The sequence below is a fragment of the Metallosphaera tengchongensis genome (assembly GCF_013343295.1).
Lineage (GTDB): Archaea > Thermoproteota > Thermoprotei_A > Sulfolobales > Sulfolobaceae > Metallosphaera > Metallosphaera tengchongensis.
This window is the reverse complement of record NZ_CP049074.1, coordinates 1,128,313-1,153,051: the sequence shown is the minus strand read 5'-3', so window position 1 is coordinate 1,153,051 and position 24,739 is coordinate 1,128,313. Positions and strand designations below refer to the sequence as shown.

The following is a 24,739-nucleotide window of genomic DNA, read 5'->3' as shown; positions in this document are numbered from 1 at the left end:
ACATCAATATAAACATAGTATGCCTACAACTGTTGGTAAGAAAGTTGTAGCCTCTCAGAACTATCTGGCTTCGTACATAGGCGCTAAAGTCCTTGAGATGGGAGGGAACGCTTTTGACGCCTCCGTTGCCATTAGTGCTACCCTGTCCGTGGTTTTACCATATACGAGCGGATTAGGAGGGGACGGATTACTTTTAGCGAGGACTCCTGAGGGCTTGGTTGCTTTCAATTCTACTGGTTGGGCACCAAAGAATTTGAGGATTGATAAAATAGAACCGAGAGGACCTAACTCTGTGGTGATCCCTGGGCTAGTAGAACTGTGGAGAATGATGCAAGAGTATACTACCATGGACCTCTCCAAATTGCTTGAACCAGCCATTAAGTTAGCCGTAAATGGGTTTTACGTAGGAAGGGGTCTTCATCACGCCATCGTGGACTCACCAAGATTAAGTCAAGACTGGTTGGAAATCTACGGAAATAAGAGGTTCGGGGATATAATAAAATTGAAAAAGCTGGGTGAAGTATTAAAGAAGGTCTCCAAGGATCCTAGGTCGTTCTATGAAGGGGATTTAGCGGAAGAAATAGTGGCTGAGTTGAAAACGAGGGGTGTCCCTGTTGAAGTCGAGGACTTCAGCGAATTTAAGGGAGAAAGTGTTAACTTGGTTAAATCAACGTACAGGGACTACCAAGTCTATGAGTTTCCGCCGAACACTCAAGGTCTTACAACCCTGCAGATCCTTAAAATGGTTGAGATGACTGAAATAAACAAGTTACCCTATAACGATGTGAGGAGAGTTAACGAACATGTTAGGATAGCCTCTTTGGCTTACGAAGATAGAGACACGTATATAGCCGACCCCAGATTTCACGAAGTACCTAAATTCTTGTTAGATAAATCATATCTACAAAGGAGGATGTTGGAGGGTGGAATAGAGCCTAAGGTCAGGGGAGATGGTGACACCACCTTTTTTGTTGTTGCTGACGAGGAGAACCAAGTGGGCATGATCCAGAGCCTATTTCAGCCGTTCGGGTCTGGGATAGTTGCAAGGGAAATCGTTTTCAACAATAGGGGAGACAACTTCACTGAGGGCATAAATAAACCTGAAGGCAGGAAAAGACCTTTGCATACTCTGTCTGTTCTCTATGCGGAGGGGAAGGGAGAGGAGTTAATAATAGGATGTGCAGGAGGGGATCTGAGACCGCAAATACACTCGGAAGTTTTTGAGTACTACGTGGATTATACCATGGAGTTGGATGAGGCTGTAAACGCTCCTAGGTTCATGTTTACGGGAAACAAGGTTATAGCTGAAAGTAGACTGGGCGTACCATCGACCAAGTTGGAACCTTATTCCCCTCAGGTAGGCATAGTACAAGCCTTAAAGACACATAAAGGGAGACATATAGCCGTTGCCGATCCTAGAAGTGAGGGTATGGCTCTTCCTGTTTGAAAATATTTTGAGAAAATTTTTATCCTCTACGGTTGACATAACTATTTGATAATAATGAACGTGGTATCAATTAAGTTGAAGCTTGGAATGGTCCTGTTAAGCCTAGCGGTTCTAGTAGCCGGTTTCGCCCTAGTTTATGGAGTTCTTGGCTACATCTACGGCTCCTTTACCCCTGCTATCATTGTGGGAGCCCTGATAGTAGTAGCATTTCTTAACGTTATACAATGGCTCATTGGTCCATACATAATAAACGCCATGTACAGGGCAAAGGAGGTAAGTAGAGATGACCCTACCTATGGATGGTTAGTAGATCTGGTGGATGAGGTAGCGCTTTACAATAGATTAGGTACTCCCAAGGTTTACATAGCAGACGTTCCTTTCCCTAACGCTTTCGCTTACGGTAGTCCCATAGCAGGGAAGAGGGTAGCCATAACCCTACCTCTCCTGAGATCCCTTAATAAGGACGAAATAAAAGCAGTTCTAGGTCACGAACTAGGTCATCTTAGACACAAGGACGTAGAGTTACTGTTGGCTATAGGTCTCATCCCAACTCTAATGTATTGGATTGGGTACAGCCTTATGTGGACTGGATTTCTGGGAGGCGGGGGAAACCAAAGAAATGGCTCCCTCTACGCTTGGGCTATAGGAATAGGACTTCTAGTCCTAAGCTTCGTTTTTCAGTTTTTCATTTTGGCAATAAATAGAATGAGGGAAGCCTACGCTGACCTCAACTCAGCTACCACGATACCAGGTGGGGCTGAAAACCTGGAAAGAGCCTTAGCTAAAATAACGTTGACAGTTGACCCTAGGGCTGTAGAAAAATATAGGAACAAGAATAACGTGATGAGGATGCTTTTCTTCACTTCAGTGTCGGGCGAGGATGTTTATGGAAACGTAGATGAATTGATAAACTACTGGAAAAGCGAAAAGGTTCCTTGGTATGCGGATTTCTTTAGCGATCACCCTCACCCAGCTAAGAGAATTCAGATGTTAGAGAAGCTAAAGTATTCATAAATCTAGTTTTGAAATCTAGTTTTGAATAAATACCTATCAAGCGCCCAATTTTCCTCCTAATAAATTTTTAACCTATGTGGAAATCACACATTAATGAAAGCTCTGATATTAGGTATTGACGGATATCTAGGATGGGCATTAGCTTTACGTTTGGTAGCTAAAGGACATGAGGTCATGGGGATAGATAATCTATCCACAAGACGGTTCTCTACTGAGGTTGGGTCAGATTCCGCTTTTCCTCTTCCATCTCCAAAGGATAGAGTGGAGGCAGTGAAGAGAAAGTTGGGAGGGGATATCGAGTTCGTGGTAGGTGACGCAAAGGACAAAAAACTAATAGAGGATTCAATAAGGAGATTCAAACCTGACGTTATAGTCCATTTCGCTGAACAAAGATCAGCACCGTATTCAATGAAGGATTATGAACATGCATGGTACACCCTTGAAAATAACCTGAAGTCTACTCTGAGTCTACTCTACGCAATATCAGAGATAGATCCAACAATACACCTCCTGAAAATGGGAACCATGGGAGAGTATGGAACCCCAAACTTCGATATCCCTGAATCACCTTTCGTTAAGGCTTTGATTGGAGGGAAAGAGGACGTTATTCCCACACCGAAATGGGGTGGATCATACTATCACTGGTCCAAAATCTTTGACACTTACCTGATCCTCTTTAAGGGAAGACTTTCAGGCTTAACAGTCACTGACATAATGCAAGGTCCTGTCTATGGAACCAAAACTGAAGAGATCAATGATGAGGAATTGAGAACTAGATTTGACTTTGACGAAACTTGGGGTACTGTCATAAACAGGTATTGCGTAGAGGCTGTCTTAGGTTTACCTCTAACTCCTTACGGAAAGGGAAAACAGACGAGAGGATTCATATCCCTTGAGGATAGCGTAGAGGCACTGAGACTCTTAATCGAAAACCCACCTAAGCAGGGAGAATACAGGGTCGTTAATCAGTTTGCTGAGATCTATAACGTTAGGCAATTGGCGGAAATTGTAAAGGATGCTGCAGAGGGCCTCGGGTTGAAAGTGGATATTAACCACGTAAAAAACCCCAGGTTTGAGTCGGAGGACCACTACTACAACCCAGAAATCAAAGTCCTTCCATCGTTGGGGTTCAAACCTAAAAGAAACATAAGGGATGAGACTAAGGTCATGATCAAGGATTTGCTACCGTATAAGGAGAGGCTAGAGAGATTTAAGCATACGATTATGCCCAAAACTATTTGGAAGTAACTTAGTCTAATTTATTTTTAGTCTCCAGTTTATTACAACAGAATGTAAGTTTTATAGTCTCTTACGTATTACTGCCTCCACGCTCCTACGGACTATGTTTGCCGTTATTTTATTATGTAGTTTGGTTTTTGTGACAACGAAGGGGATAGTCTTCTCGCACAATTCCGTGAAATTCAAGGGATTAGAAACGACACAATATGGGGTTATTAAAATATTTGACCTCCTCCACGCCCTAAAGGAGGGTTCCACTGAGGTCTAAGGCGTTACTCCCTTCACGGGAGTTACTCCGTTTGAAGAGACGAGGAGGGAGACAGGTCTTTTCAACTTGTTTTGCCTTCTCGCCTTTAGGCGAGACTATCTGTATCTTACCCCTCTTACCGTTAATGATTAAGGAGTCCTTCATGGGCTTACCGGACTTCTTTGCAGCAACTCTACCTACGTCACCGGTATATGCGGATAGAACTTGTCGTCTATGTGTACCTCTAGCTTACCTTGTGCAGACTACCTCAACCTCCCTGCGAAGGATATTTCCATCTTCCAGTCCTTGAGGATGAGGACGTGTCTTTCCTCATCTACTTCGTAGCAGTCTAGCCTAATGCTAGGGTTTCCTCTTCCCTCTTTCCAACATCCCGGTGGTGAGACATGCTTGACGAACTGCGGTAGCCTGTCTTTACCCCTTAGAAAAGAGAAAAAGGACAGGCTTCATTGCTCTTCTGTAAAACAGTCTGAGCGTTGACCCCAAGTACCTCCTTGTACTTCTCGTAGTACTTGTCCCAAGTGACCTTGAGGTCTACTCTCTTCCGTTGGAAGAACTGTTGCCTCCTCTCATAGTTGACCTCGTTTTATAGCCTCGCTGAAGCGTCTGCTAACTTCCTCAATTTCCTCTGCTGTGCTCCATTATGGAACAATCTGACAGTTACAGTACGAACGCTCTCTTCTGGTATTGCGAGAGAGGTCCGGCTCCCGCTCCCCATGTTCTAGAAGTTAACCAGGAGGGAGTGTCACAGGGAGAAGTGGGGAAAAAGAAGTTAAGAACCTCACACAGCCATGGCGAGGTTTGTCATTCTTTATCAGCTAACTTATTTTACCATATGTAAACTCCAGAGCTTTAAAATAACTATCAGGATCTCCTACATTCAGCCATCTCTCGTTCTTCAATAGAACCGCATAAACCTCTCCACCCTGCTCGATTAGCCTTTGTATCCCATAGGTTAGCTCCAGTTCCCCCTCAGTTATGCTAATTTCTTTCAATGCCCCCATTATCTTGTGGGAGAAAATGTAAACTGCAGAAATACCGAGGTTAGATCTCGGGACCTTAGGCTTTTCCTCAGCCCTCTCTACCTTAAGTAACTTATGATTATTTATCTCACCCAGTTCTTTAACCTCCACAACTCCATACCGTTGGGGATTGTTAACCTCTCTAATGAGCAACACACCGTCTGGAGCGTACTGATCAAAAACTTCAGCTGCCTCCTTGTAACCGCCAGTTAGAACTCCGTCATCTGCATGGACAAAAAACGGGTCTGAACCAACGAAATCTTCTGCACGAAGAACTGCGTCACCGAATCCTTTTGGATAGTGCTGAGTCACAAAGGTAACTCCTCTTTCGGAAAGATAATCTACCAGCAATTTACCCTGGTTGCCAACTACCACACAATACTTATCAGCCCCAACACCAGATAGGGACTCTAGAATGAGATCTATAATTGGTCTCATGACAAACTTACCATCCTCCTTTCTGAAAAGGGGCAGTAGTGCCTTGGGAAGAACTGAGGTGATGTACTTCATTCTACTCCCCTTGCCGGCAGCGGTTATGACGCCCTTTTTTACCATCATTTGAGGTAAGTATGGTTTGAGTGAAGTAAATAAGTTATGGGAACTGACCTCCTCCACGCCCTTTAGTGCGGGGGTCCTACCGAGGTCTAAGGCGTTACTCCCATCTACGGGAGTTACACCGCTAGATGAGACTATAAAGGAAAGTGGTCTTTTCAACATATTTACAACTCTCTTTACCCTCAGCTTCATTATGTTGAGAGCACCGTTAACGTCGCTGTGCAGTCTATGAGCTAAAGGACAGCTGACGACTCCCCTAGACTTTCTCACAACGACGACTTTATGGAAAGCACAGAGACGTGAAGTGTTGTACTTAATTGTTAAGTATGTCTCTATACCATACTCGTAGAGCTTGAACGTGATTGCCTCAATTAGTCGGTAAGACCAGATGTTCACGGTAAACTTGTTACCCTTGTCTTGGGAGATGGAGTGAGGGTAGCCAAAGCAAACGGTTGAAACGCCTCATTGCCATAACGTCTTAGCAAGGTGGGAAGCTAAAGACCTGTAATAGTGAAGAAGCCTGCGGTGGAGCTTCTTAGAGACCCTTTCATTCAGAACTTCTTCCCTAGCTTCTGTTTCTTGGACTCCCTCTGCCTCAGCCTTTAGCCTGTCTAGTCCTGCTATCTTCTTTTGCAAGTGGAAGTAGTCGCTCTTAACGAGAGAGGCATAGTGGAACAAGACGTTTCCGTCGTCTACGGTGACTATTGCTAGCATGTTGATGCCCAGGTCAATTGAGGCTACCCCTAGCCTTTAGGTGTAGCTAGCTGTATTTTGTCCCTCTCACAGTGAATGGTCATGGAGTCCTTCATGGGCTTACAGGACTCCTTTGTTGTAACTCTGCCTAGTCAACTAGGATGTAAGCATAGGACTTGCGCCAATTATGTGTATCTCTAGCCTGCCTTGTGTGCCAGACTACCTCAACCTCCCTGCAAAGGGTATTTCCATCTTCCAGTCCTTAAGAATTAGCACATGTTTCTCTTCATCATCCTCGTAGCTGTCTTGCCTAACTACGAGGATTACCCTCCTCTTTCCCTTGTCTTTCCAATAACCTGGTGGAGAGGCATGCTTGACGAAGGAAGGTAGGCTGACCTTATCCTTCAGAGAGGAGAAAAAGGATGATCGAACCTCGTTGTTCTTCTGCACTACAGCTTGTGCATTAGCAGGACCTAATATCCCCTTATGCTTCTCGTAGAATTTATCCCAAGTGCCCTTGAAGTCTACTCTCTTCTGTTGGAAGAACTGTTGCATCCTCTCGTAGTTTACCTCGTTGTATAGCCTCACAGTTTCATCTGCCAACTTTCTTTTTTTCCTTTGTTGCGCCCAACTAGGGAAAAGCCTTACTACAGTTGTACGGACGCTACCCTCCGGTATAGCAGGAAAGATCGGCTCCCCCTCCTCACGGTATTGGAGTTGACCGGAGGGGAACTACATAGGGAAAGGTGGGGAAAAGAAGCTTAAACGTTCATACCCGCCTTAAAAGGCGAGGTTTTCTTTTCCGTTTATAATCCATTTGGATATTTCTGATCCACGGCCTTGGAGACCAAGGTTTGTCTTCTCTTTACCATCAATTATCCTTCTCTTTGGTCTGAAACTAATGTTATTTTTGCTACCGTTAAAATCAGTTTATCAAAGCTTAATTTTATATTTCCGCCCCTACCCTTTATCTCATGGAAGAGGTAGTCAGGGACTACATGAAAAGTGAGGTCATTTCTGTAGAGAAGGGGGCTTCCCTTAAGGAAATTACAAAAATCATGACCGAAAAGAATGTAGGTTCCGTAATTATAACCGAAAAAGGGAAACCTATAGGAATAATCACTGAAAGGGATGTTGTAAGAGCCATTGGTAGCGGAAAGGATCTCAACACCTTGGTTGAAAACGTAATGACGGCTTCACTGATAACAGTGAGGGAGGACTCTCCCATAACAGGGGCTTTAAGCCTAATGAGAACCTACAACATAAGGCATTTACCGGTTACCAATAACGACGGCAAACTCACGGGTATAATTTCCATAAGAGATGTCGCAAAGGCCCTGGACGACATGTTTGAACCATGAACTATCCCGAAAGGATAAACTAAACCTAAGCCTATAGTTTACAAAGTTGAGGAAAGCCCTGCCCTTTAGGGCGGGGATGACAGAGGATATAAAACCTCTTTCCTCCATTTCTATACGTATGGGCAGATGGGCTAAAAAGAGTGGGAACAAAATCAGAGCTACAGTTCCAATGTAGGGTTTCCCCACCACCTCTCTGCTGTCCCTAACTGAAAGGTATGGAAAAGGTCTACGTTTAGTCCTCGACTGGTTAAGAGAGAACAGACCAACATGTAGTTAAAAGACACTCATAAGGGTAACTTACGAAACGCTAAGGCAAATGTTTAATCTATCCCCTAAAGTCGCCCAAGACTGCTATAGGGATGCTATGGCAGTATACAAGGGTCGTTTAAACAACCTTAAACGCGGTAGGTATCCAAGTTTACGCAACGTGTCTGTATGCTTAAAACCCCAACCCTATCGTTTTCAACTGACTTCGATAAAATGAGCGTAAGGATAGCAGGAGTTGGCGAACTATCAATATTAGGATACTCAAGGAATCTGTTTTTCCTACAAGGGTTGAGAAATGAGAGAGGCTAGTTTGTTGCTAAGGGACGGCAACGCGTACCTAAAGATTCCAATCCTCAAAGACTGGAAAGGACCAGGAGTTAAGGATGGAGTTGCAGTCGACATAAACATGGCTGAACTCGTAGTTGGAAAAGACCACGAAAAGTACGTTAGGATACCAACCAGATTAGAAGACGTCCACCACTACAAGAGCTTAGCCTAGAGACTACAGAAGAAGCATGAAAAGAAGTGGAAAGAGAACGACAGAACCCTTAACAGGATAAGGTCGTACTACCAGAAGGCTAGGGACATCCTGGAAGATTTAGCAAAAAAGTTGGGAAGAGGGTAGTCAAAGTAGCTAAGTCGTTTAACGTCTCTGCCATCTTCCTTGAAGACCTCAACAACCTCATCAAGAGAGTAAAAAAGCTACCTTTGAGTTTAGGGACAGACTTTATCTCATGCAGTATCGTAGGATACAATACTGCATTGAGTAGCAAGCAAAGAAACACGGGCTTAAGGTAGTCTACGTTGACCCCATCACTCCTATATCCATTGCCTAAAGTGTGGGAAAGAAATGGAAGAGGTTGCCCATAGATATTATCATTGTGTTGATTGTGGTTATGAGAACGACCATGATGTAATCGCAATTATGAACCTTTATGGGAGGTGTTCTCTGAGCCTCTTGACTGCCCCCCACATGAGAGATGTAAATCCGGACCGGTGAGGGGAACCCTTGCCATTTATGGCATGGAGGAAGCCAGCAATCCCATCTTAATTACTCCAGACTTTTGGATCTTTGGCCTCTAGATAGAGGCATGCGTGTTTGTGGTTTAACATACAATGCCCACTGCACGATTCCACCCTACCAAAAGATAGTCCTTACTTGCGAATAAGTTTTAATTTACGACTATATGAAAGAGCCAGAGCTTGGGTGCTGTACATTTGAGCAAGGCGAAGCCAGGCCTAGTGAGGGTTGGAATCTTTAACTTAGCTCTTAGGCTGTTAGGCTCACCAATTTCATTTCTCTTTTCGATTATAGTTGCAAGGTATCTATCTGCAATTTCAATTGAAACCTTTGGTGCATGGCAGTCCATTTTCGTTTTAGTGACGGGATATTTCACCATACCTGGAGATCTCCTATCTAATATAACGTCTAGATATACCGCTGAAGGGAAACCCGTAGGAGGAATCATAATGTTTAACCTGTTCAGCGGAATTCTGAGCTCTATCACTTATCTAATTCTAGTACCCTATTTCGTGTCAGTCTCACACTTCAATAATCCCTTTTACTTTGATCTGGGAGTACTCATGATATTTATCATTTACCTGATGAAGTCGACCAACGCGATCTCTCTAGGTAAGGGGCCCAGGGTAAACGCCATAGCTGCCCTAACCTTTCAATTATCCAGATTGATAGTGGGTGTATACTTAATTCTAGTACTAAAGCTTTCAATTGAGGGTGTGATAGTAGCTTACGTTGCCGGTTACCTCGCTCAAATAACAATAAATCTATTCTTTGTTAAAGCTAACCTCAGGAACGACATAAGGGTAGCCATCTCAGCCTTTAAGAAGTCTGTGGTCTTCATTATTCCATATGTACAGAATGTACTTGAAGCTACTCTAATGTGGGTAGCTGTACCTTTAGTGAGGAATACAGTACCAGTTTCGTATTTCGAATCTGCCCAAATAGTCTCTAACTTGGTGGTTTGGGCTTCAAGTTCCACAAGCGGGTTAATATCTAAACTGAGCGAAAGCAAGGATCCCTCCTTAATCGAGACCTCTTTAAAGCTGTTCTCCCTATCTGGATCGATATTCCTACTCCTAGCGCTAGTTGATGGAGTTCCGTTACTATACGTTTTAAGACCAGAATATACTGCAGCATACGTTTCTCTGATCATTTTATCAATTTCAAATCTCTTAAGAGGTTTTTTCCAAATCTTCTATACTAGTGTCTATATGAAGGATCAGACCTTAGCTGCAGAGTCAAAGGAGGAGTTAAGAGGGAAACTAGCTGAGTTAGTAAAGAGAAACTCGGTACTCTCCTTGATGGGAGCTGGGGTTGCAATTGCTCTAATGGTTATCCTTAATCTCTCTGGGAAAGGGAACCCAATAATCTATTCAGTTTTAATAAGTTTTGGCCTCTTGATAAATTCTATAGCTATCCTTTTCTCCACTTACAAGAGTTCGAGAGATTTATATGAGTTCATTACTCCTCTAAGGGAAATTCTTAGTCCCGTTACTACGGCAATCATTATTGGACTTCTGTTTATCTTCGTCCCTGTCCTTCCTTCCCACGGCTCGGGATTCGTCCAGGACATACTATTAATGATTTATAGGGCCTTCATAGGTGGGGCAATCTTCTTAGTTATTAACCTAGGGGTCAATAATTACGCGCGTGAGATAGCACGAAAAGTATTTAAGAGTTTGTTTAGAAGTTTAGTTTAAAATGTGAAAATACTTTTTAGAGAATGACCTCCTCCCCGCCCTAAAGGGTGTGGGTTCTACCGAGGTCTTGGCTGTTACTCCCCTTTACGGAGGTACTCCGTCAGAAGAACGTCTAGGCAAGGTGAGAGGCTAAAGTCCCGTAATAGTTAAGGAGTCTGCGACAGAGCTTCTTAAATATCCTTCCTCTTAACATTTCTTCCTTGCTTCTGTTTCTCGGACTTTCTCTATCTCAGCCTAAAGACGAGAGGGTAGTGTCCATAGGCTTGGGCATCAACATGTTAGCAACTGTTACTCTGGACATATGTACCGCTCTGTCCTACCGTGGCTTCTCCGTAAAGGCGGACTACTTCTATTTTCAGAAGAAGATAGCCGAATTGGACAGACTAAAGGCTGCATTTCTGTCTCTTGTCCCTCTCACGTAGACGATAAGGAGTACTTCATGGGCTTACTACACTTCTTTGCACTAACTCTATCAACCTAGATTATAGGAGATTATAGGAGAGACCTTAATTTTTTAGGAATAGAATGGAACAAGAGACCATGAGCGGGTTAGAAATAAGGTTAAAGAGACTATTCAGCAGGGGGAAAGCCTTCGTGGTCGCTTTGGACCATGGTTTAGTAATGGGCCCTCTTAAGGGAATAGAGAACGCTATGGGTGTAGTGAAAAGTATAGGGAATTATCCTGATGCCCTTCAAATGACTCCTGCTATGTTGAAGGTCGTTGAGGAAAACTTCTACTCAAGGAGTAGCCCTATGCTTATAGCCAGGTTAGATACGGCAAATGTCTGGAGAGATGCGAGGAAGTACGATCAAGGCTACTACTCCTTGGTCTACGGAGTGAGGGAAGCTATAAGGGCAGGCGCAGACGCGGTGGTTACTTACCTCGTTGTTGGCTACGGTGATGATAGAGTTGAAGGTTATAACTTGGAACAACTGGCTAAGGCAAGAAATGAGGCCAACGATTATGGAATACCTTTCATTATTGAGCCCCTCTTCGTAAGAAAGGAGATCACAGACTCCATGAAGGAGGCTAGCGTGGTGAAATACGTGTCCAGACTTGCGTCTGAGATAGGTCCTGATATATTGAAAGTGGATTATACGGGGGATAAGGTTGGATTTGCTTCTGTTGTAGAGGCGAGTTTTGCACCGATCTTAATAAGGGGAGGTCCAAAGACGTCTAATGATTTAGAATTCCTCAAGATGTTGAGGGATGCAATAGACGCTGGTGCATCGGGTATAACAGTTGGAAGGAATTTGTGGCAATCACAAAACCCAACCCTGGTTGCTCAGGCTGTTTCCAAAATTGTCCACGATAGGATGGACCCCGAAAACGCCTTAAATATCATTAAGCAAAAATGATTTATTTTGCCATGTTATAAATATTAGTTATAAAAATAATGATTATATCGTCATGGGATTAAAGAGAAGAGAGCTCTTACGTACATTACCTAGAGAGTTTGGAAGACAATGTAAAGAAGGTTTGCATCTACCCTTTAATTGACGTAGTCGAGACTTACGTGAAATTGAAAAACGGAAGTGGAGGTGTGGTGGTGTCCCCTACATGGACCCGGAGGGATTTGAACCCTCGACCTCAGCCGTGTGAGGGCTGCGTCCTAACCAGGCTAGACGACGGGTCCACATTTCTAATTTTACAGGTTCCATAAAAATCTTCTGCTTCACAGTTCAATTAGATCAGCCTCCGTCCTATACGTTATAAAAGCAGCCTCTAGAGACTGAAGCTTCGGCGTAACACGAAGTAATTATAAAATTGACCTGCTAAGAAACTTAAAATTTCCTACCCCCGAAATGGGATACCCTTATGCTTCAATGGCTATCACATAACCCTCAGTCAGATCCGCTAAGTCAGGGTCTATATCGACAGCTATTATTTTATCCTCCTCCTTTGATAAGTCTAACAAATAAATCTTAAAATCTGGATAAATTTTCGTCGCTCTTCCAAAAGCTTCCCTAGCCTTGTCTATATCTAAGGAGAAATAGAAGACACCCGATAGAGCTAAAATTATGGAACCAAAGGGAGACTTCACCCAATCACCTCAATGCGTTACCAACTTACATTTCCCTAACCCAATAAAGTCGTTGGAATAATCTCAGGGAGAGCAGCTAGAGCTCTATATTAGCGTGAATTCTCCTCAAGTCATCCTCAGATTTTTTCAGTTTAACCATTAATTCGGCAACAATTCCATCAAGAAAAACTTGGGCTGTGTCCTCAAAAAGTGTACCCATAGGAGCTAGGGGTTCCCTGACACCCAATATTTCCCTCTGGAAATAGTCCTCGTTAGTCGAGTACTTAGTCCTCCCCGGAACTTCAACTACCACGTCTGCCAATTTACCCAAAGGGCTGTCATGATAGCTAGTGATTGCTATCAAGGTAGCCTTATTATCCTTAGCTGCCTCGGCTGCAGTGACTATTAACTTAGTTCTCCCGGAACCAGAGATTGCTATGGTCACATCTTTCTCCCCTATGGCAGGAACTATTGTTTCACCGAGAACGTAGGGATTGTAGCCAAGATGGAGTAGCCTCATTGCAAATGCCTTCCCCACTAAACCGCTCCTTCCCGCCCCCATCACCAAGACCTTACCGTCTTTCCTGTTATAAAGGTCAACTAGAGTCTCGATCATCTTCCCAGCCTGTTCAGAACTCACCTGACTGGTTGCGCGCATTATGAACTCGGCTATGTCATACATGGTCTTAAAGGTGAGAGAAAGATTAATGGACGATGAGCCCACCCGATCCACCACTTTTCTATTGGAAGGAATATTTTAAATCTACCTTATTTATCTTCTCAGCGAAACTAGAGTTTGAAGAGTGGAAATAATATTTGCAATGAAATCTCTTCAACTTTGTTTATAGTCTGACACGAATTATGTGGAGATCCATTAGTATACGTTTCCTGATGAGGGGATCCTTCCCCTTCAAGACTGGGAGGGAGATACTTTAGGATTATTAATCGTAGTAATTAGCTTAAATTTCCCTGTGCATTAATAGTTTCAATGAGCAGTCGTTGGATACCTAGGTGGCAGACTATCAAAATAAACGTGAACCAGAGAGAGGAAATAGCGTGCTACGACCAACAAACCAGGATGTATGCATGTGCGAAGTGCAGTCCAGAGTGTCTTAAAGGAGGGATACCGGATAGGGGGTCATACTTTTTCAATGAAAAGGACCTGGTTGATCACATTCTTGCCCATAAGTACGCTCTATGGGAAAAGAAGAGGCCTAAACAGATGGAAATTGAAGAGGAGGAAGAAAACGAAGATGAGGAGGACTAAGGTAATTGTCCTAGGGGCTGTGACTATTGACGAGATATACGAAAGGGGAACTCTCATTGAGAAAGCAGGGGGATCTCCCATTTACTCAGGGCTGGGCGTTGACGTTACTGGGGGAGAAGTAGGTGCTTATATAGGGATAGGGAAGGATTTTGTCTTTGAGTTGCCTAAATATCTCAAGGTAGTGGAGAAATCAACCTTCGAAAAGACCATGAGGTTCACCATCATTTTTGAAAACAATGAACGACATCTCATACTAAGACACAAGCACGGAACAATACCACTTAGGCACTCCGTATTGCAAGGTTGGCAAGGTGTGCTAATAAACCCTGTTTGTGGCGAGATAGGGAACTACGACTTGCCTGAAATGCCCATAGCGGTCGACATTCAAGGATTTATTCGAAACTGCATCGAGGGGGAAGAGATAGTGCTGTCCCGTCCTTTTAGCTTTAGGGTAAATTCTGATATTTCAGTGTTTCATGCCAATGTTGACGAGCTTCAAGCTAGTAACTTAGATCCTACAAAAATTAAAGACCTAGGATATAAAGAGATAATAATCTCAGACGGTAGCAATGGTTTTACCCTCTACGCCAGTGGAAAGATCATAAAGAGGACTCCCATTGTGAAAGGCAGTTATGAAGTTGGAAACGGGGACTTCCTTTTAGCATCGTACTTCACTCTGAGGTTAGAAGGACTGGATCCAGAGATCGCCTCTAGCGAGGCACTGAATTTCTCAGAAAAGTTTAGCACTCAAGGGCTGAACCTATCGCGTCACTAAGACTTAAGTTCTCCCATAGACCTAAGCGACCGCAGTCTCTTACATATTGGGGTCTCTCTTTCCTCTTCTCACCCATCAAGATACATTCTTGAATGTATTTTGCCCTCATGGAGTATATATTCTGCCTAACAACTACCCCTGCTCTTTTTAGGTCTTGCATCACTCTTTCAACGTCTGGCAACTTGTTTTTATTATAGAAACTGTAAACGTAATAAACATCTAATTCGTCCGAGAGGTTAAGCCTGAAAATGTGAGAGAAGATAGTGGAGGATTTTCCGTATTCTAGCACATCCCATGAGTGTAGGCCTTTGTCGGCAGTAAACGTTACTATGAGACAACCTATACTATCTAAGTTCTCGTTTATACCAATAATCCTGTCAAGCCGCTGCCTCGAACCGGTGTTGACCAAGGTTTTGAACTCTAATGGAGCCCTATTGGAAAAGAGGACGTTTCCTGAAATTTTAACCGGGTAGCCTCTAATTATCTTAACTTTACTCTTGAGGGAGTTAAAGAGTTCCGACATGTTTCGTATCATTAATACTTTTCTAGGTCTTAACCAGGACGGTAGACTAAGGCATCTTTGGCATACTTTTTCTTTCAAGTGGATATCATCTACCGTCTCAACTATTAGAGACAGTTCGTCTATAACTGCGCTGGGGAATATCTCTAAAATCTCCTTCTCCCTTTCTACGAAAGGGGGTAGGCCTGGAATCTTTATGTTGGATACCTCATCAACTAAATAAACTCCCCCTACTTCGTGTTGCTCCTCAAGGACTACAGATTCCCTTGTGGTCGCAGCGACTAAACCTGAAATCCCAGCTCCTATTATGACGTCCACAGTTGGTTTTCCCATCTCCCAGATAAAAGTTTAGGATGCTAAAACGCCGTCGGAAAATATCCTGTCATCTCTAGGAGAAGAGACCTTGGGTGAGCGCTGGGTTGGTAGCTCTCCCTTTATTAGTCTCTTTACCTGCTCCCTTGCGTCCTCATCAGACAAGTAGTCGAATGTAACCTTAACTCCATCTATCTCTATAGAAGGGTAAAGCGAGTCATAAAGTAGATCAACGTCTACCTTGATGTTAAACTTGTCCTTAAATCCAGTAGACCTAGTCACCTCATATATCACAGGAAGTATACCTCGATCACCGTTCAAACCAAAGATAACCCTTATAGTGCTCATGTCATTTATCTCATTGGAAAATGGAGCGAATTTAAATTACCTCATTTGATATTACCGACCTAAATTTAAGGCTGGAGAAAAATGCCGTGGTAAGCAGTTTCAGTGAGAGGATTAAGTTTATATAACTCCATATCAACGGTTCCGCATAATGCCGGATGTGGGTATATATCCCGAAAGGCTCGGATATGGACAGCCCAAGATGTGCGGGTTCCCCCACTTAGACGGTATCCCATCTAGGTGGGTCGGGGTTACCCCGCTAATGGGGTGGAGGAGGGTGAAGGAAGGCTCGCTCGACTCCCGTGAAGCCCAAGGGTTGAGGGTCGATATCAAGTTATATGAGATCCGATGAAACCCAAATCCCTCCTGGCAAGGAAAACTATCGCTAAAGAGTGGTACTTTAAAGTTTTCACTAAGTTCATGGATCTTGAAAGATACGCACCTTACGTCATGCTCCTGCTTCCTATTTTACTAACAATAATCTTTAGAAATCTATTATTTATTCTTATTTTAATTTTAATATTTATTCTAATGATTGCAACAGGAAACATTAAACTCTCCGGTATATCTCTATCACAGTTTAGGGTAAAACGTCTGCAGAATAGGTCCATAGAGAAGGGCACCCTAATAACAGATAAGGAGTCCATGAGCTTCATTGTTGTAGAGGACGTTCCCTTTGATTATAGGGATATGTCTGAGAGCTCCTTGAAAACTTCAATTAATGCATTTCATAAAGTGACAAATGTAGGGACACAAATTGATATGATTTTGAGAAAAAGATACATAGACCTACGATCATATACTAACAAAGTCCTAAATAAAATACAAAATCTAAGAATCATAGTGGAGAACGATCCTTCGAACGCTAGAGCAAAAAAGGAGATGGAGTTACTACAGTCACTGCTTTCAAAAATAGATGAAGGAGAAAGACCCTTTTCTTATCAATTAGTCCTAGTTATCCACGGGAAGAGTAAGGAGGAGGCCAGAAGTCTTGGAGAGGTAGTGATGAGGGGGCTTGAAAGTTTAGGCATTAAATCGAGATTTGCTGACGTTAGGGAAATAGAGGAGATCATTAATCTCTCAACCTATTCGCTAAGGAGAGAAGGATTCCCTTCCCAAATTCCTTTCATTACTCCATTCTCCGTTGATAAAACCCCTAAAATTGAGATGTGGAGCAAAGGAATATATTTGGGAAAGGACATGACCCGAAACACCTCGGTATTTTGGAACGTGGAAGCGATGGAGAACGGGCACCTCTTGGTCATAGGTCCCACAGGATCAGGAAAAACTGAGTTCCTGATTTCGTTGGGGATAATGATGAGCTTTAATTACAGGATTCCCATTCTGTTCTTTGATTCGAAGGGGGATATTAAATCTCGTCTCAAAAAATATGGTTACAACTTTAGAGTACTGAATCCGTTCTTTCTTTCCCTGAATCTACTCAACTCTCCTTACGTACCCCCCTCCGTGAAACCACTATTCCTAGAGAAGGTTATTGGAGTGACTTTCAGGCTCAACAGGGAAGAGAGAGCCATATTATTCACATCCCTTAACAGACTCGTAAGTAGCAAAGAGAAAAGTAGAGTTTCTTGGGACGTCCTCCTGGAAGACCCGGAAATAAGCGAGAGATTCTCGTTAAGAAGGGTCATAGAAATAATAAAGATATTTGAAAATGATGGGCCCTCCTTGATAGATGCTGTCTATAATGGCATTAACGTAGTCGATCTGACGCAGCTGAAGGACGAGACGCTCCGTAGATTTGTAACGTACTCTTTCATTTCGATGTTATATTCCAAGTACTCTCTGTCCGTGGATCAAGGCCTGAGGATAGCACTCGTCGTGGATGAAGCTTGGTCAGTCCTTCGGGACGAGGAAGACTACGGTATCATAGGAGATCTAATTAAAAGGGGGAGAGGTCACGGTATATCCCTACTGATGGCCACTCAAAATATCCAAGATTTAGGTAATAACACAGATGTGTTTATGGAGAACTTCGGAGTCTTGTGCTTTATGAATAACGGAGACAAAGAATTCTGGAACGGAATTGTAAAAAGGTACTCGAATATCTTAGACGCTGATGTGGAGAACAGGCTAACATTTATGGGTAGAGGTGAAATGTTGGTTAGATTCCTAGGAGATCCTAGACCTATCCTAGTTTCCCACAAGAGATTAGCTGGAGGCTCTCTCGAGAATTGATTGGACTGAAGCCTTTAACCTACTATAGAGGAGCTCCTCCTTGACTCCACTGATGGAAATCTCCTTCAGGTCTTCCTTATCTAACACTATGTTATAATCAATTTTGTCAATTGCCTTGCTGTCGTCAAGAATCTTACTCAATGCGTTCATGTAACTTCTCGGCATGTTTACCTTTTTCTTCACAATTATCTTCATTGAGGGAGGGCTGAAATAAATCTCTCCTATTATCTCCCCTTTCCTGTTCTTTATGTAATCCAAACTGACTTTCCCTCCTCTTGAATTAGGTACGTAACCTGACTCTATTACGCTAAGAAGATATTCGTAGTATTCTAGCTCCTTTTTTAGAGATGCGATTTTCCCCTCCAGGAACTTCCTGAGCTCGTCTGTATTAGCCTCCACATACTTTATACAGCTCCAGTATTATTTATAAGCTAAGTATCTGCTTTCATTTCAAATGATTCGAGCTGCTGTAATTGGAGGTTCGGGTTACACTGGCGGCGAATTATTAAGAATATTAGCAACCCATCCACAAGTTGAAGTCACTACGGTAACGTCTAGGGAGTACGCTGGTAAGCCCATATCCCTAATTCATCCTAATTTAAGGGGATTCTATACAATAAACTTTACCAACTTCTCGATGGACAAGATTGGTGAAAAGGCGGACGTGGTTTTCCTTGGCCTACCTCACGGAGTATCGCTCAATTACGTCCCTAAACTATTGGAAATGGGTCTCCAAGTTGTGGACCTGAGCGCTGACTTTAGGTTAAAAAACCCTGAAATTTACAAGTACTGGTATGGAATAGACCATCCTTATCCTGATCTATTAGACAAGGCAGTCTACGGGCTTCCAGAACTCCATTACGAACAACTTAAGGGAGCTAAGCTGATTGCTTCTCCAGGCTGTAACGCTACTGCAACTATACTGGCACTTGCCCCAATTGTAAAGGGAGATTTCACAAGGGATTTAAGATTCATCAGTGACGTGAAGGTTTCCAGCAGTGAGGGAGGGGCCAAACCCTCTGAAGGGAGTCATCACCCTGAGAGACAAAATGCCATTAGACCCTATGAAGCCGACGGTCATAGACATGCTGCCGAGGCTGAGCAGGAGCTCTCAATACTATCAGGGAAGGACGTTAAGGTGAGCATTATTCCTCATGCCATTAGTAGCGTGCGTGGGGCCCTAGCGTCAGCCCATGTTTGGTTAGATACAGAAAGGAATGATATGGATATTTGGAAGGGAATAGCTGAGTTCTATAAGGGTAAGAGATTCATTAGAATAATTAGAGGTGGGATTCACCCATATCCAGATCCTAAATATATAATTGGAAGCAACTTTGCTGATATAGGATTTGCAAATGAAAAGAGATTAAAAAGACTTACAATATTTTCAGCAATAGATAACTTAATGAAGGGAGCTGCAGGACAGGCTGTTCAGAGCTTCAACATATCCCGTGGTTTCAGGGAAGATGAAGGTTTGAGAACTCCACCATTGAGGCCTGCGTAACCATGATAGTTGTAAAAATAGGCGGAAGGGTAATAAAAAACGCCTTCGACCAACTCATAGAAAGTATACTAAGATTCAACGGAAAATTGGTTCTTGTCCACGGTGGCGGAGATATAGTAACTGAATACACCAAAAGAATGGGAATTGAACCCATGTTCGTGACTTCACCTGAAGGAATAAGGAGCAGATACACTAGTAGGGAGGAGCTGGACATATATGTAATGGTAATGGGCTTAATCAACAAGAATATCGTTACCAGGCTCACCAGCAAAGGGAAGAGAACCGTGGGTATAACTGGAGTTGACGGAGGGTTCATAACAGCAAATAGAAAGAAGAGAATTATCATTATGGATGAGAGGGGTAAGAAGAGGATCATAGACGGAGGGTATACAGGTAAAATCTCGCAGGCAGACCCAGAAATTCTTAATCATCTACTCTCCTTATTTGAGGCGGTAGTAATTTCGCCCATAGCCCTAGACAATGAAGAAGGAGTTCCCCTTAACGTTGACGGAGATCAGATGGCCTTCGCTGTTGCTAAGGCTGCTAGGGCTGAAGCTCTTCTTCTCCTATCGGATGTGGATGGGGTATTACTGAACGGAAAAGTTATTGATAGGCTTAATAGGGAAGAAGCGAGGGATCTAGCGACGAAAATAGGCCCAGGGATGAATAGAAAAGTCTTAATGGCAAGCGAGAGTATCGAGGCGGGAGTAAAAAGAGTAATAATTGGCTCCGGTCTTATCCAGGATTCGATTAATCAAGCTCTGAATGGAAGGGGGACTGTTATATCTTGAGCGAGAAGATTGATGAAAAGGATATAAAGATACTTGAAGTACTTAAGAAGAACGCCAGGACTCCTTACACTCTAATCGCAAAGGATCTTAGAGTTAGCGAAGCGGCGATTAGAAAAAGGATCGAAAAATTGATGAAATTGGGTGTTATCAAGAGATTCACCATAGACTACGAATTGGAGAATGAGGTCAAGGCGATAGTGATGGTAAAGTCCACCCCCCAGATACCAACGCCAGAAATTTCTAAGAAAATAGCTAAGACTCAAGGTGTGGAGACAGTTTATGAGACTACGGGAGATTACGATATAATTGTTGTTGTTCGAGGAATAAACATCTCGTCCATAAACAGAACAATAGATGAAATAAGGAGTATACAAGGTGTTATGGGTACAAACAGTACTATAATTCTTAGGACATGGTTCTAAGTTAGAACCAACTATTTTCATAAAAGCTTTTGAACACTGAACTATAGAAGGTGAATCGATCCAACTATGGTTTCACTTAAATGCCCGGTCTGTGGTGGCGAAGTTCAAGTAGACGATAACGCATTACCAGGAGAAATAGTTGAGCACGAGTGCGGAGCCCAGCTGGAAGTATTTAACGATCATGGTAGACTATCTTTAAGGTTAGCAGAACAAGTGGGAGAGGACTGGGGAGAGTGATATTAGGAGTATCCTATGATCTCCTCAGATGGGAAGAAAGAAATCTTATTGAGGAAGCTAAAAAGATAGGGAATAAGGTATATCCTCTTTTTACCAAAGATATGACATTTTTGACCAGCGAGGACGCTTGGTACCAGGACGTGGATGCTGTCATTCAGAGGAACACCAGTCACAGCAGAGCGGTAGCCACATCCATGCTATTGGAGAGCATGAATTTTAGAGTATATAACGATTCGCTTAGTTTAGTTAGATGCGAGAATAAAATACAGACTACTTTTCTATTGAGGAGCAGAGGGATTCCAGTGCCCAAGACAGCAATAGCTTTCTCCAGGGACAAAGCCATGGAAATGGCAAGCAAACTGGGATATCCTGTGGTTATTAAACCAGTTGAGGGAAGTTGGGGTAGGATGGTAGCCAGAGCTCAGGACGAGGATACGTTAAGGAGCTTAATTGAATACCAGGAATTTACTAACCTTCAGTACAAAACGATATATTACATCCAAGAATACGTGAATAAGCCAAACAGAGACATAAGAATATTTGTGATTGGCGACGAAGCGCCGGTGGGAATATACAGGGTGAATGAGAAAAATTGGAAAACTAACACAGCCCTCGGTGCAATTGCAAGACCTCTTAAGATCGATGAGGAACTAAGGGATTTAGCATTGAAAGTTAAGGAGATTATAGGTGGCTTCTTCCTTGGTATAGATGTTTTTGAAGACCCTGAGAGGGGCTATTTGATAGGGGAAGTAAATGGAGTTCCTGAGTATAAAAACACGGTCAGGGTCAATCAGTTCAACGTGAGCGGATTTCTTTTAAACAAGCTTAACGAGGTAATAAAGAAATGAAGCTAATTACCTTTTATGGAAGTAGAGGTTTAAGGATAGTAAAGGGAGAAGGCCAGTACGTCTGGGACGATAAAGGTAGAAAGTTTCTTGACCTACACTCTGGTCACGGTGTGGCATTTCTAGGACACAGAAACCTAAAGGTTGTGGATTACCTGAAAAAACAGATGGATTTGATAATGACTCTTACTACTGCATTTGACAACGATATCAGGGACGAAATGCTCAAGGAGCTAGACAGCCTGAAACCAGACGGAATGGATAACGTGTTTCTACTCAATAGCGGGACCGAAGCGGTGGAATTATCAATGAAAATAGCCAGAAAGATTACTGGGAGAAAGAAGTTCATTGCGTTTAAGAATTCGTTCCACGGCAGAACCATGGGTTCCCTGTCAATCACATGGAATAAGAAATACAGAGAACCCTTTGAACCCCTTATCTCCCCTATTGATTTCTTAGAATTTAATAGCCTAGAAGAATTGAAGAAGCTTGACGACACTGTCGCTGCGGTAATACTTGAACCTGTACAGGGTGAAGGTGGGGTAATTCCAGCTAAACCCGAGTTCGTGAAGGCACTTAGGGAAGAGACAGAGAGAAAGGGTATTTTATTGGTCTCTGATGAGGTACAGGCAGGGTTCGGAAGAACAGGCAAAGTTTGGGCTTATCAACACTATGGCATAACGCCAGATCTGCTTACTGCAGGGAAGGCCATTGGTGGAGGATTTCCGGTGAGCGCAGTATTCATGCCAGATTCGATTGCCAATAAGCTTGGGGAGGGAGACCACGGAACTACGTATGGAGGAAACCCCATGGCTGTAGCAGCTGTAGCGGCCTCATCTAAGGTTCTGAAGGAAGATAATGTTCCCGAGCAAGCTAGGATAAAGGGGCAGACATTTATGAAGATGTTAAGAGAGGCTCTAGAGGACTTTAAGTCAGTGAGAGAGATTAGGGGATTGGGACTAATGATTGGGGTTGATCTCAGGCTAAACCCTAGCACAGCTATCAAAGTTCTCCAAGATAACGCTGTGCTTTCCCTCAAGGCAGGGATAACGACAATAAGGTTCCTATCTCCATACATGATAACTAATCAGGACATGGAGCTGGCAGTGGATGGAACTCGAAAAGGAGTTGCTGAAACAGAAAGGAAAGGAAGTTCTTAAAAGCCTTATTGAAATCTACACACCTTCTGGCGAAGAAGGCAAAGCAGTTGATGTTTTTGAAAGAATTTCCAATTGGTTTAATTTAGAGCTCAGAAAGTCCAGTTCTAACTCTTTTTATCTCGGTAAAGGCGATATTCTTCTTGCTTCCCATTTGGACACAATTAAGGGGTTTATCCCGTCTAAGGTCACGGGAGAGGAGATCTACGGGAGAGGAGCTGTTGACGCAAAGGGACCGTTAACATCCATGATACTAGCAGGTTGGATCATGAATGAAAGAGGATGTAGTGTCCAAATAGCGGCCCTTTCTGATGAGGAAAATAAAAGCTCTGGAGCCAGGGAACTCGTCTCTAGCGGCTCTAAGTATTCTCACATCATAGTGGGCGAACCTACCAACACAACTCACATAGCCATTGAGTACAGGGGAATACTTAGGGTCGGTATTAGCTGTAAGGGTAATCCAGAGCACTCATCTTCCTCTACTTCCAATGTAATTCTGAATCACATACCTGCTATCCTAGAAGTATCACAATTGCCGTCCGAATATTCTACCCCTAGCATAGTACCGACCGTCATAAGGGGAGGGGACTCTCCTAACGTAACTCCAGACAAACTTTACGTTCATTTTGACGTCAGGTATCCTCATGGAGTAACAAAGGAAGAAATAATTTCAAAATTTGCTAGGCTATTTCCCAATTGCGAGATAAGCGTCGGAGAGTCTATAGAACCAGTTAAGGTTTCATCCTCCACCCCAATTGTGAGGTACCTGATGAGAGGGCTAATAAAGCAAGGAATAAAGCCCTCACTTGTGAGGAAGGCAGGTACAAGTGACATGAACATCTTAGTTTCACTTACAAACAATATTGCGACCTACGGACCTGGGGATTCTAGGCTTGAACATACTGACTTTGAAAGAATAACTCTTGATGAAATATATATAGCAACAGTCACATATGTCAATGCATTGGAGGAGATATGCTTAAAACATTAATGAAACCACTCTACCCACTATACGAAAAAGTACTTTGGCACGAAATTAAGGGTGGTCCTATTCCGAGTCACGTGGCCATTATTCCTGATGGGAATAGGAGATGGGCTAGGAATAACAATCAGACAATTAATGAGGCGTATATGTTGGGATATAAGAAGCTTAGGGAAGTCCTCATCTGGCTTCTAGATGTTGGAGTAAAAAACGTAACCGTGTTTGCGTTATCTACTGAAAACTGCACTAAGAGGACTAGATCTGAGCTAGATATTATCATGGGATACATAAAAAGGGGTATAGAGGAACTTGTGACCGAAGAATTCATTTACAAGTACAAGATCAGGGTTAGGGCAATTGGCAAGCTGGAGATGGTCACTGAGGATCTGAGGAAATCTGTATCTAAAGTGAGTGAGATTTCATCTAAATATTCTGAGAGAAAACTGACCTTAGCAATATGTTATGGAGGAAGACAAGAAATTCTAGATGCGGTTTCGAGGATGCTTAGGGATATTGAGAAAAAGGATCTATCAAACATTACTGAGGCTGAGTTTAGGAAATATTTCTACGACGAGGAACTGAGCGATATCGATCTAGTCATAAGAACTTCCGGAGAAATGAGGATAAGCAACTTTCTCCTTTGGCACCTGGCGTACTCAGAGCTATTCTTCTGCGAGGCCTACTGGCCAGATTTCAGGAAGATCGATCTCTGGAGAGCCATTAGGGCTTACCAACACAGGCTGAGAAGGTTCGGGGCTTAACCTTATAATCCTCCTTT

29 protein-coding genes, 1 tRNA gene and 2 pseudogenes are annotated in these 24,739 nt (G+C 43.0%); 22 read left to right on the top strand and 10 right to left on the bottom strand.

What is annotated here, in order from left to right:
* Positions 1 to 19: 19 nt before the first annotated feature.
* The 3 genes from GWK48_RS06400 to agl3 all read left to right on the top strand — a co-directional run bounded on the left by GWK48_RS06400 (position 20) and on the right by agl3 (position 3,709).
* Positions 20 to 1,447 (top strand): gamma-glutamyltransferase family protein, encoded by a 1,428-nt coding sequence (locus tag GWK48_RS06400; RefSeq protein ID WP_174630653.1) that lies wholly within the window; start codon positions 20 to 22, stop codon positions 1,445 to 1,447.
* Positions 1,448 to 1,501: 54 nt separating this feature from the next.
* Positions 1,502 to 2,461, top strand: coding sequence for a zinc metalloprotease HtpX (gene htpX / locus GWK48_RS06395; protein ID WP_174632607.1), 960 nt, complete (start codon positions 1,502 to 1,504; stop codon positions 2,459 to 2,461).
* 93 nt (positions 2,462 to 2,554) lie between these two features.
* Complete coding sequence (agl3, locus tag GWK48_RS06390) at positions 2,555 to 3,709, top strand: UDP-sulfoquinovose synthase (protein ID WP_174630651.1); 1,155 nt, start codon at positions 2,555 to 2,557, stop codon at positions 3,707 to 3,709.
* Between the two features lie 1,074 nt (positions 3,710 to 4,783).
* On the opposite strand, the gene GWK48_RS06385 is transcribed toward agl3, so the two are convergent.
* From GWK48_RS06385 to GWK48_RS11475, 4 genes and pseudogenes are all read right to left on the bottom strand, one after another.
* Positions 4,784 to 5,542: a nucleotidyltransferase family protein gene (locus GWK48_RS06385; RefSeq protein ID WP_174632604.1), complete on the bottom strand. Its 759-nt coding sequence runs from the start codon at positions 5,540 to 5,542 to the stop codon at positions 4,784 to 4,786.
* Positions 5,543 to 5,746: 204 nt separating this feature from the next.
* Positions 5,747 to 5,938 (bottom strand): annotated as a pseudogene (locus GWK48_RS11485) (RNA-guided endonuclease TnpB family protein); the annotation flags it as partial.
* A gap of 66 nt (positions 5,939 to 6,004) precedes the next feature.
* Positions 6,005 to 6,274, bottom strand: coding sequence for a transposase (locus tag GWK48_RS11480; protein ID WP_281360018.1), 270 nt, complete (start codon positions 6,272 to 6,274; stop codon positions 6,005 to 6,007).
* A 180-nt stretch (positions 6,275 to 6,454) separates the two neighbouring features.
* Positions 6,455 to 6,838 carry a hypothetical protein gene (locus GWK48_RS11475; RefSeq protein ID WP_246263753.1) on the bottom strand — a complete coding sequence of 128 codons (384 nt, stop codon included), beginning with the start codon at positions 6,836 to 6,838 and terminating at the stop codon, positions 6,455 to 6,457.
* A 371-nt stretch (positions 6,839 to 7,209) separates the two neighbouring features.
* Between GWK48_RS11475 and GWK48_RS06375 the strand changes: the two genes are divergently transcribed.
* The 7 genes and pseudogenes from GWK48_RS06375 to GWK48_RS11825 form a co-directional block, all read left to right on the top strand.
* Entirely contained in the window at positions 7,210 to 7,596 is a 387-nt protein-coding gene (locus GWK48_RS06375; protein ID WP_174630649.1) for a CBS domain-containing protein, read from the top strand.
* A gap of 562 nt (positions 7,597 to 8,158) precedes the next feature.
* The gene (locus GWK48_RS11835; protein ID WP_425487472.1) at positions 8,159 to 8,362 is read left to right on the top strand and encodes a hypothetical protein; all 204 of its coding nucleotides are present in this window, start codon (positions 8,159 to 8,161) and stop codon (positions 8,360 to 8,362) included.
* A 351-nt stretch (positions 8,363 to 8,713) separates the two neighbouring features.
* Positions 8,714 to 8,863: a hypothetical protein gene (locus GWK48_RS11830; protein ID WP_425487471.1), complete on the top strand. Its 150-nt coding sequence runs from the start codon at positions 8,714 to 8,716 to the stop codon at positions 8,861 to 8,863.
* A 218-nt stretch (positions 8,864 to 9,081) separates the two neighbouring features.
* The gene (locus GWK48_RS06365) at positions 9,082 to 10,584 is read left to right on the top strand and encodes an MATE family efflux transporter (RefSeq protein ID WP_174630647.1); all 1,503 of its coding nucleotides are present in this window, start codon (positions 9,082 to 9,084) and stop codon (positions 10,582 to 10,584) included.
* A 200-nt stretch (positions 10,585 to 10,784) separates the two neighbouring features.
* Entirely contained in the window at positions 10,785 to 11,006 is a 222-nt protein-coding gene (locus tag GWK48_RS06360) for a transposase (RefSeq protein ID WP_174630645.1), read from the top strand.
* Positions 11,007 to 11,124: 118 nt separating this feature from the next.
* The gene (locus GWK48_RS06355; RefSeq protein ID WP_174630643.1) at positions 11,125 to 11,943 is read left to right on the top strand and encodes a class I fructose-bisphosphate aldolase; all 819 of its coding nucleotides are present in this window, start codon (positions 11,125 to 11,127) and stop codon (positions 11,941 to 11,943) included.
* A gap of 98 nt (positions 11,944 to 12,041) precedes the next feature.
* Positions 12,042 to 12,113, top strand: a pseudogene (locus tag GWK48_RS11825) (putative integrase); the annotation flags it as partial.
* 33 nt (positions 12,114 to 12,146) lie between these two features.
* Here the strand turns inward: GWK48_RS11825 and GWK48_RS06345 are convergent.
* The 3 genes from GWK48_RS06345 to hxlB all read right to left on the bottom strand — a co-directional run bounded on the left by GWK48_RS06345 (position 12,147) and on the right by hxlB (position 13,332).
* A tRNA-Val gene (locus GWK48_RS06345) sits at positions 12,147 to 12,221 on the bottom strand.
* Between the two features lie 180 nt (positions 12,222 to 12,401).
* On the bottom strand, positions 12,402 to 12,629 hold the full coding sequence (locus tag GWK48_RS06340) for a hypothetical protein (RefSeq protein ID WP_174630641.1): 228 nt from the start codon (positions 12,627 to 12,629) through the stop codon (positions 12,402 to 12,404).
* Positions 12,630 to 12,705: 76 nt separating this feature from the next.
* A complete protein-coding gene (gene hxlB / locus GWK48_RS06335; protein ID WP_425487495.1) occupies positions 12,706 to 13,332 on the bottom strand; it encodes a 6-phospho-3-hexuloisomerase in 627 nt (208 codons plus the stop codon).
* A gap of 264 nt (positions 13,333 to 13,596) precedes the next feature.
* Here hxlB and GWK48_RS06330 point away from each other — a divergent pair, with 264 nt between their 5' ends.
* Together GWK48_RS06330 and GWK48_RS06325 are read left to right on the top strand one after the other, a co-directional pair.
* On the top strand, positions 13,597 to 13,875 hold the full coding sequence (locus GWK48_RS06330) for a hypothetical protein (protein WP_174630639.1): 279 nt from the start codon (positions 13,597 to 13,599) through the stop codon (positions 13,873 to 13,875).
* Positions 13,862 to 14,650, top strand: a complete 789-nt coding sequence (locus GWK48_RS06325; protein ID WP_174630638.1) for a carbohydrate kinase family protein — start codon at positions 13,862 to 13,864, stop codon at positions 14,648 to 14,650. Before GWK48_RS06330 ends, GWK48_RS06325 begins: the two co-directional genes overlap by 14 nt.
* Here the strand turns inward: GWK48_RS06325 and GWK48_RS06320 are convergent.
* Entirely contained in the window at positions 14,616 to 15,488 is an 873-nt protein-coding gene (locus GWK48_RS06320; RefSeq protein WP_174630636.1) for an FAD/NAD(P)-binding protein, read from the bottom strand. The genes GWK48_RS06325 and GWK48_RS06320 overlap by 35 nt on opposite strands.
* A 30-nt stretch (positions 15,489 to 15,518) precedes the next feature.
* Positions 15,519 to 15,830, bottom strand: a complete 312-nt coding sequence (locus GWK48_RS06315; RefSeq protein WP_174630634.1) for a hypothetical protein — start codon at positions 15,828 to 15,830, stop codon at positions 15,519 to 15,521.
* Positions 15,831 to 15,978: 148 nt separating this feature from the next.
* On the opposite strand from GWK48_RS06315, the gene GWK48_RS06310 reads away from it, so the two are divergent.
* On the top strand, positions 15,979 to 16,179 hold the full coding sequence (locus GWK48_RS06310; RefSeq protein WP_246263752.1) for a hypothetical protein: 201 nt from the start codon (positions 15,979 to 15,981) through the stop codon (positions 16,177 to 16,179).
* On the top strand, positions 16,176 to 18,023 hold the full coding sequence (cedB, locus tag GWK48_RS06305) for a DNA import protein CedB (RefSeq protein WP_246263751.1): 1,848 nt from the start codon (positions 16,176 to 16,178) through the stop codon (positions 18,021 to 18,023). The genes GWK48_RS06310 and cedB overlap by 4 nt, the downstream gene beginning before the upstream one ends.
* Here cedB and GWK48_RS06300 read toward each other — a convergent pair.
* The gene (locus GWK48_RS06300; RefSeq protein ID WP_174630616.1) at positions 17,997 to 18,422 is read right to left on the bottom strand and encodes a hypothetical protein; all 426 of its coding nucleotides are present in this window, start codon (positions 18,420 to 18,422) and stop codon (positions 17,997 to 17,999) included. The genes cedB and GWK48_RS06300 overlap by 27 nt on opposite strands.
* 55 nt (positions 18,423 to 18,477) lie before the next feature.
* Here GWK48_RS06300 and argC point away from each other — a divergent pair, with 55 nt between their 5' ends.
* The 8 genes from argC (at position 18,478) to uppS (ending at position 24,722) form a co-directional block, all read left to right on the top strand.
* Positions 18,478 to 19,527 carry an N-acetyl-gamma-glutamyl-phosphate reductase gene (argC, locus tag GWK48_RS06295; protein ID WP_174630614.1) on the top strand — a complete coding sequence of 350 codons (1,050 nt, stop codon included), beginning with the start codon at positions 18,478 to 18,480 and terminating at the stop codon, positions 19,525 to 19,527.
* A 2-nt stretch (positions 19,528 to 19,529) separates the two neighbouring features.
* Entirely contained in the window at positions 19,530 to 20,318 is a 789-nt protein-coding gene (locus GWK48_RS06290; protein ID WP_174630612.1) for a [LysW]-aminoadipate/[LysW]-glutamate kinase, read from the top strand.
* Positions 20,315 to 20,740: an HTH-type transcriptional regulator LysM gene (lysM, locus tag GWK48_RS06285; RefSeq protein ID WP_425487470.1), complete on the top strand. Its 426-nt coding sequence runs from the start codon at positions 20,315 to 20,317 to the stop codon at positions 20,738 to 20,740. Before GWK48_RS06290 ends, lysM begins: the two co-directional genes overlap by 4 nt.
* 66 nt (positions 20,741 to 20,806) lie before the next feature.
* Positions 20,807 to 20,977: an alpha-aminoadipate/glutamate carrier protein LysW gene (gene lysW/argW, locus GWK48_RS06280; RefSeq protein ID WP_174630610.1), complete on the top strand. Its 171-nt coding sequence runs from the start codon at positions 20,807 to 20,809 to the stop codon at positions 20,975 to 20,977.
* The gene (lysX, locus tag GWK48_RS06275; protein ID WP_174630608.1) at positions 20,974 to 21,825 is read left to right on the top strand and encodes a lysine biosynthesis protein LysX; all 852 of its coding nucleotides are present in this window, start codon (positions 20,974 to 20,976) and stop codon (positions 21,823 to 21,825) included. The genes lysW/argW and lysX overlap by 4 nt, the downstream gene beginning before the upstream one ends.
* Entirely contained in the window at positions 21,822 to 22,982 is a 1,161-nt protein-coding gene (lysJ, locus tag GWK48_RS06270; RefSeq protein ID WP_174630606.1) for a [LysW]-aminoadipate semialdehyde/glutamate semialdehyde transaminase, read from the top strand. Before lysX ends, lysJ begins: the two co-directional genes overlap by 4 nt.
* On the top strand, positions 22,933 to 23,970 hold the full coding sequence (locus GWK48_RS06265; protein ID WP_174630605.1) for an N-acetyl-lysine deacetylase: 1,038 nt from the start codon (positions 22,933 to 22,935) through the stop codon (positions 23,968 to 23,970). The genes lysJ and GWK48_RS06265 overlap by 50 nt, the downstream gene beginning before the upstream one ends.
* Positions 23,943 to 24,722, top strand: coding sequence for a polyprenyl diphosphate synthase (gene uppS, locus GWK48_RS06260; RefSeq protein WP_174632597.1), 780 nt, complete (start codon positions 23,943 to 23,945; stop codon positions 24,720 to 24,722). The genes GWK48_RS06265 and uppS overlap by 28 nt, the downstream gene beginning before the upstream one ends.
* Positions 24,723 to 24,739 lie beyond the last annotated feature (17 nt).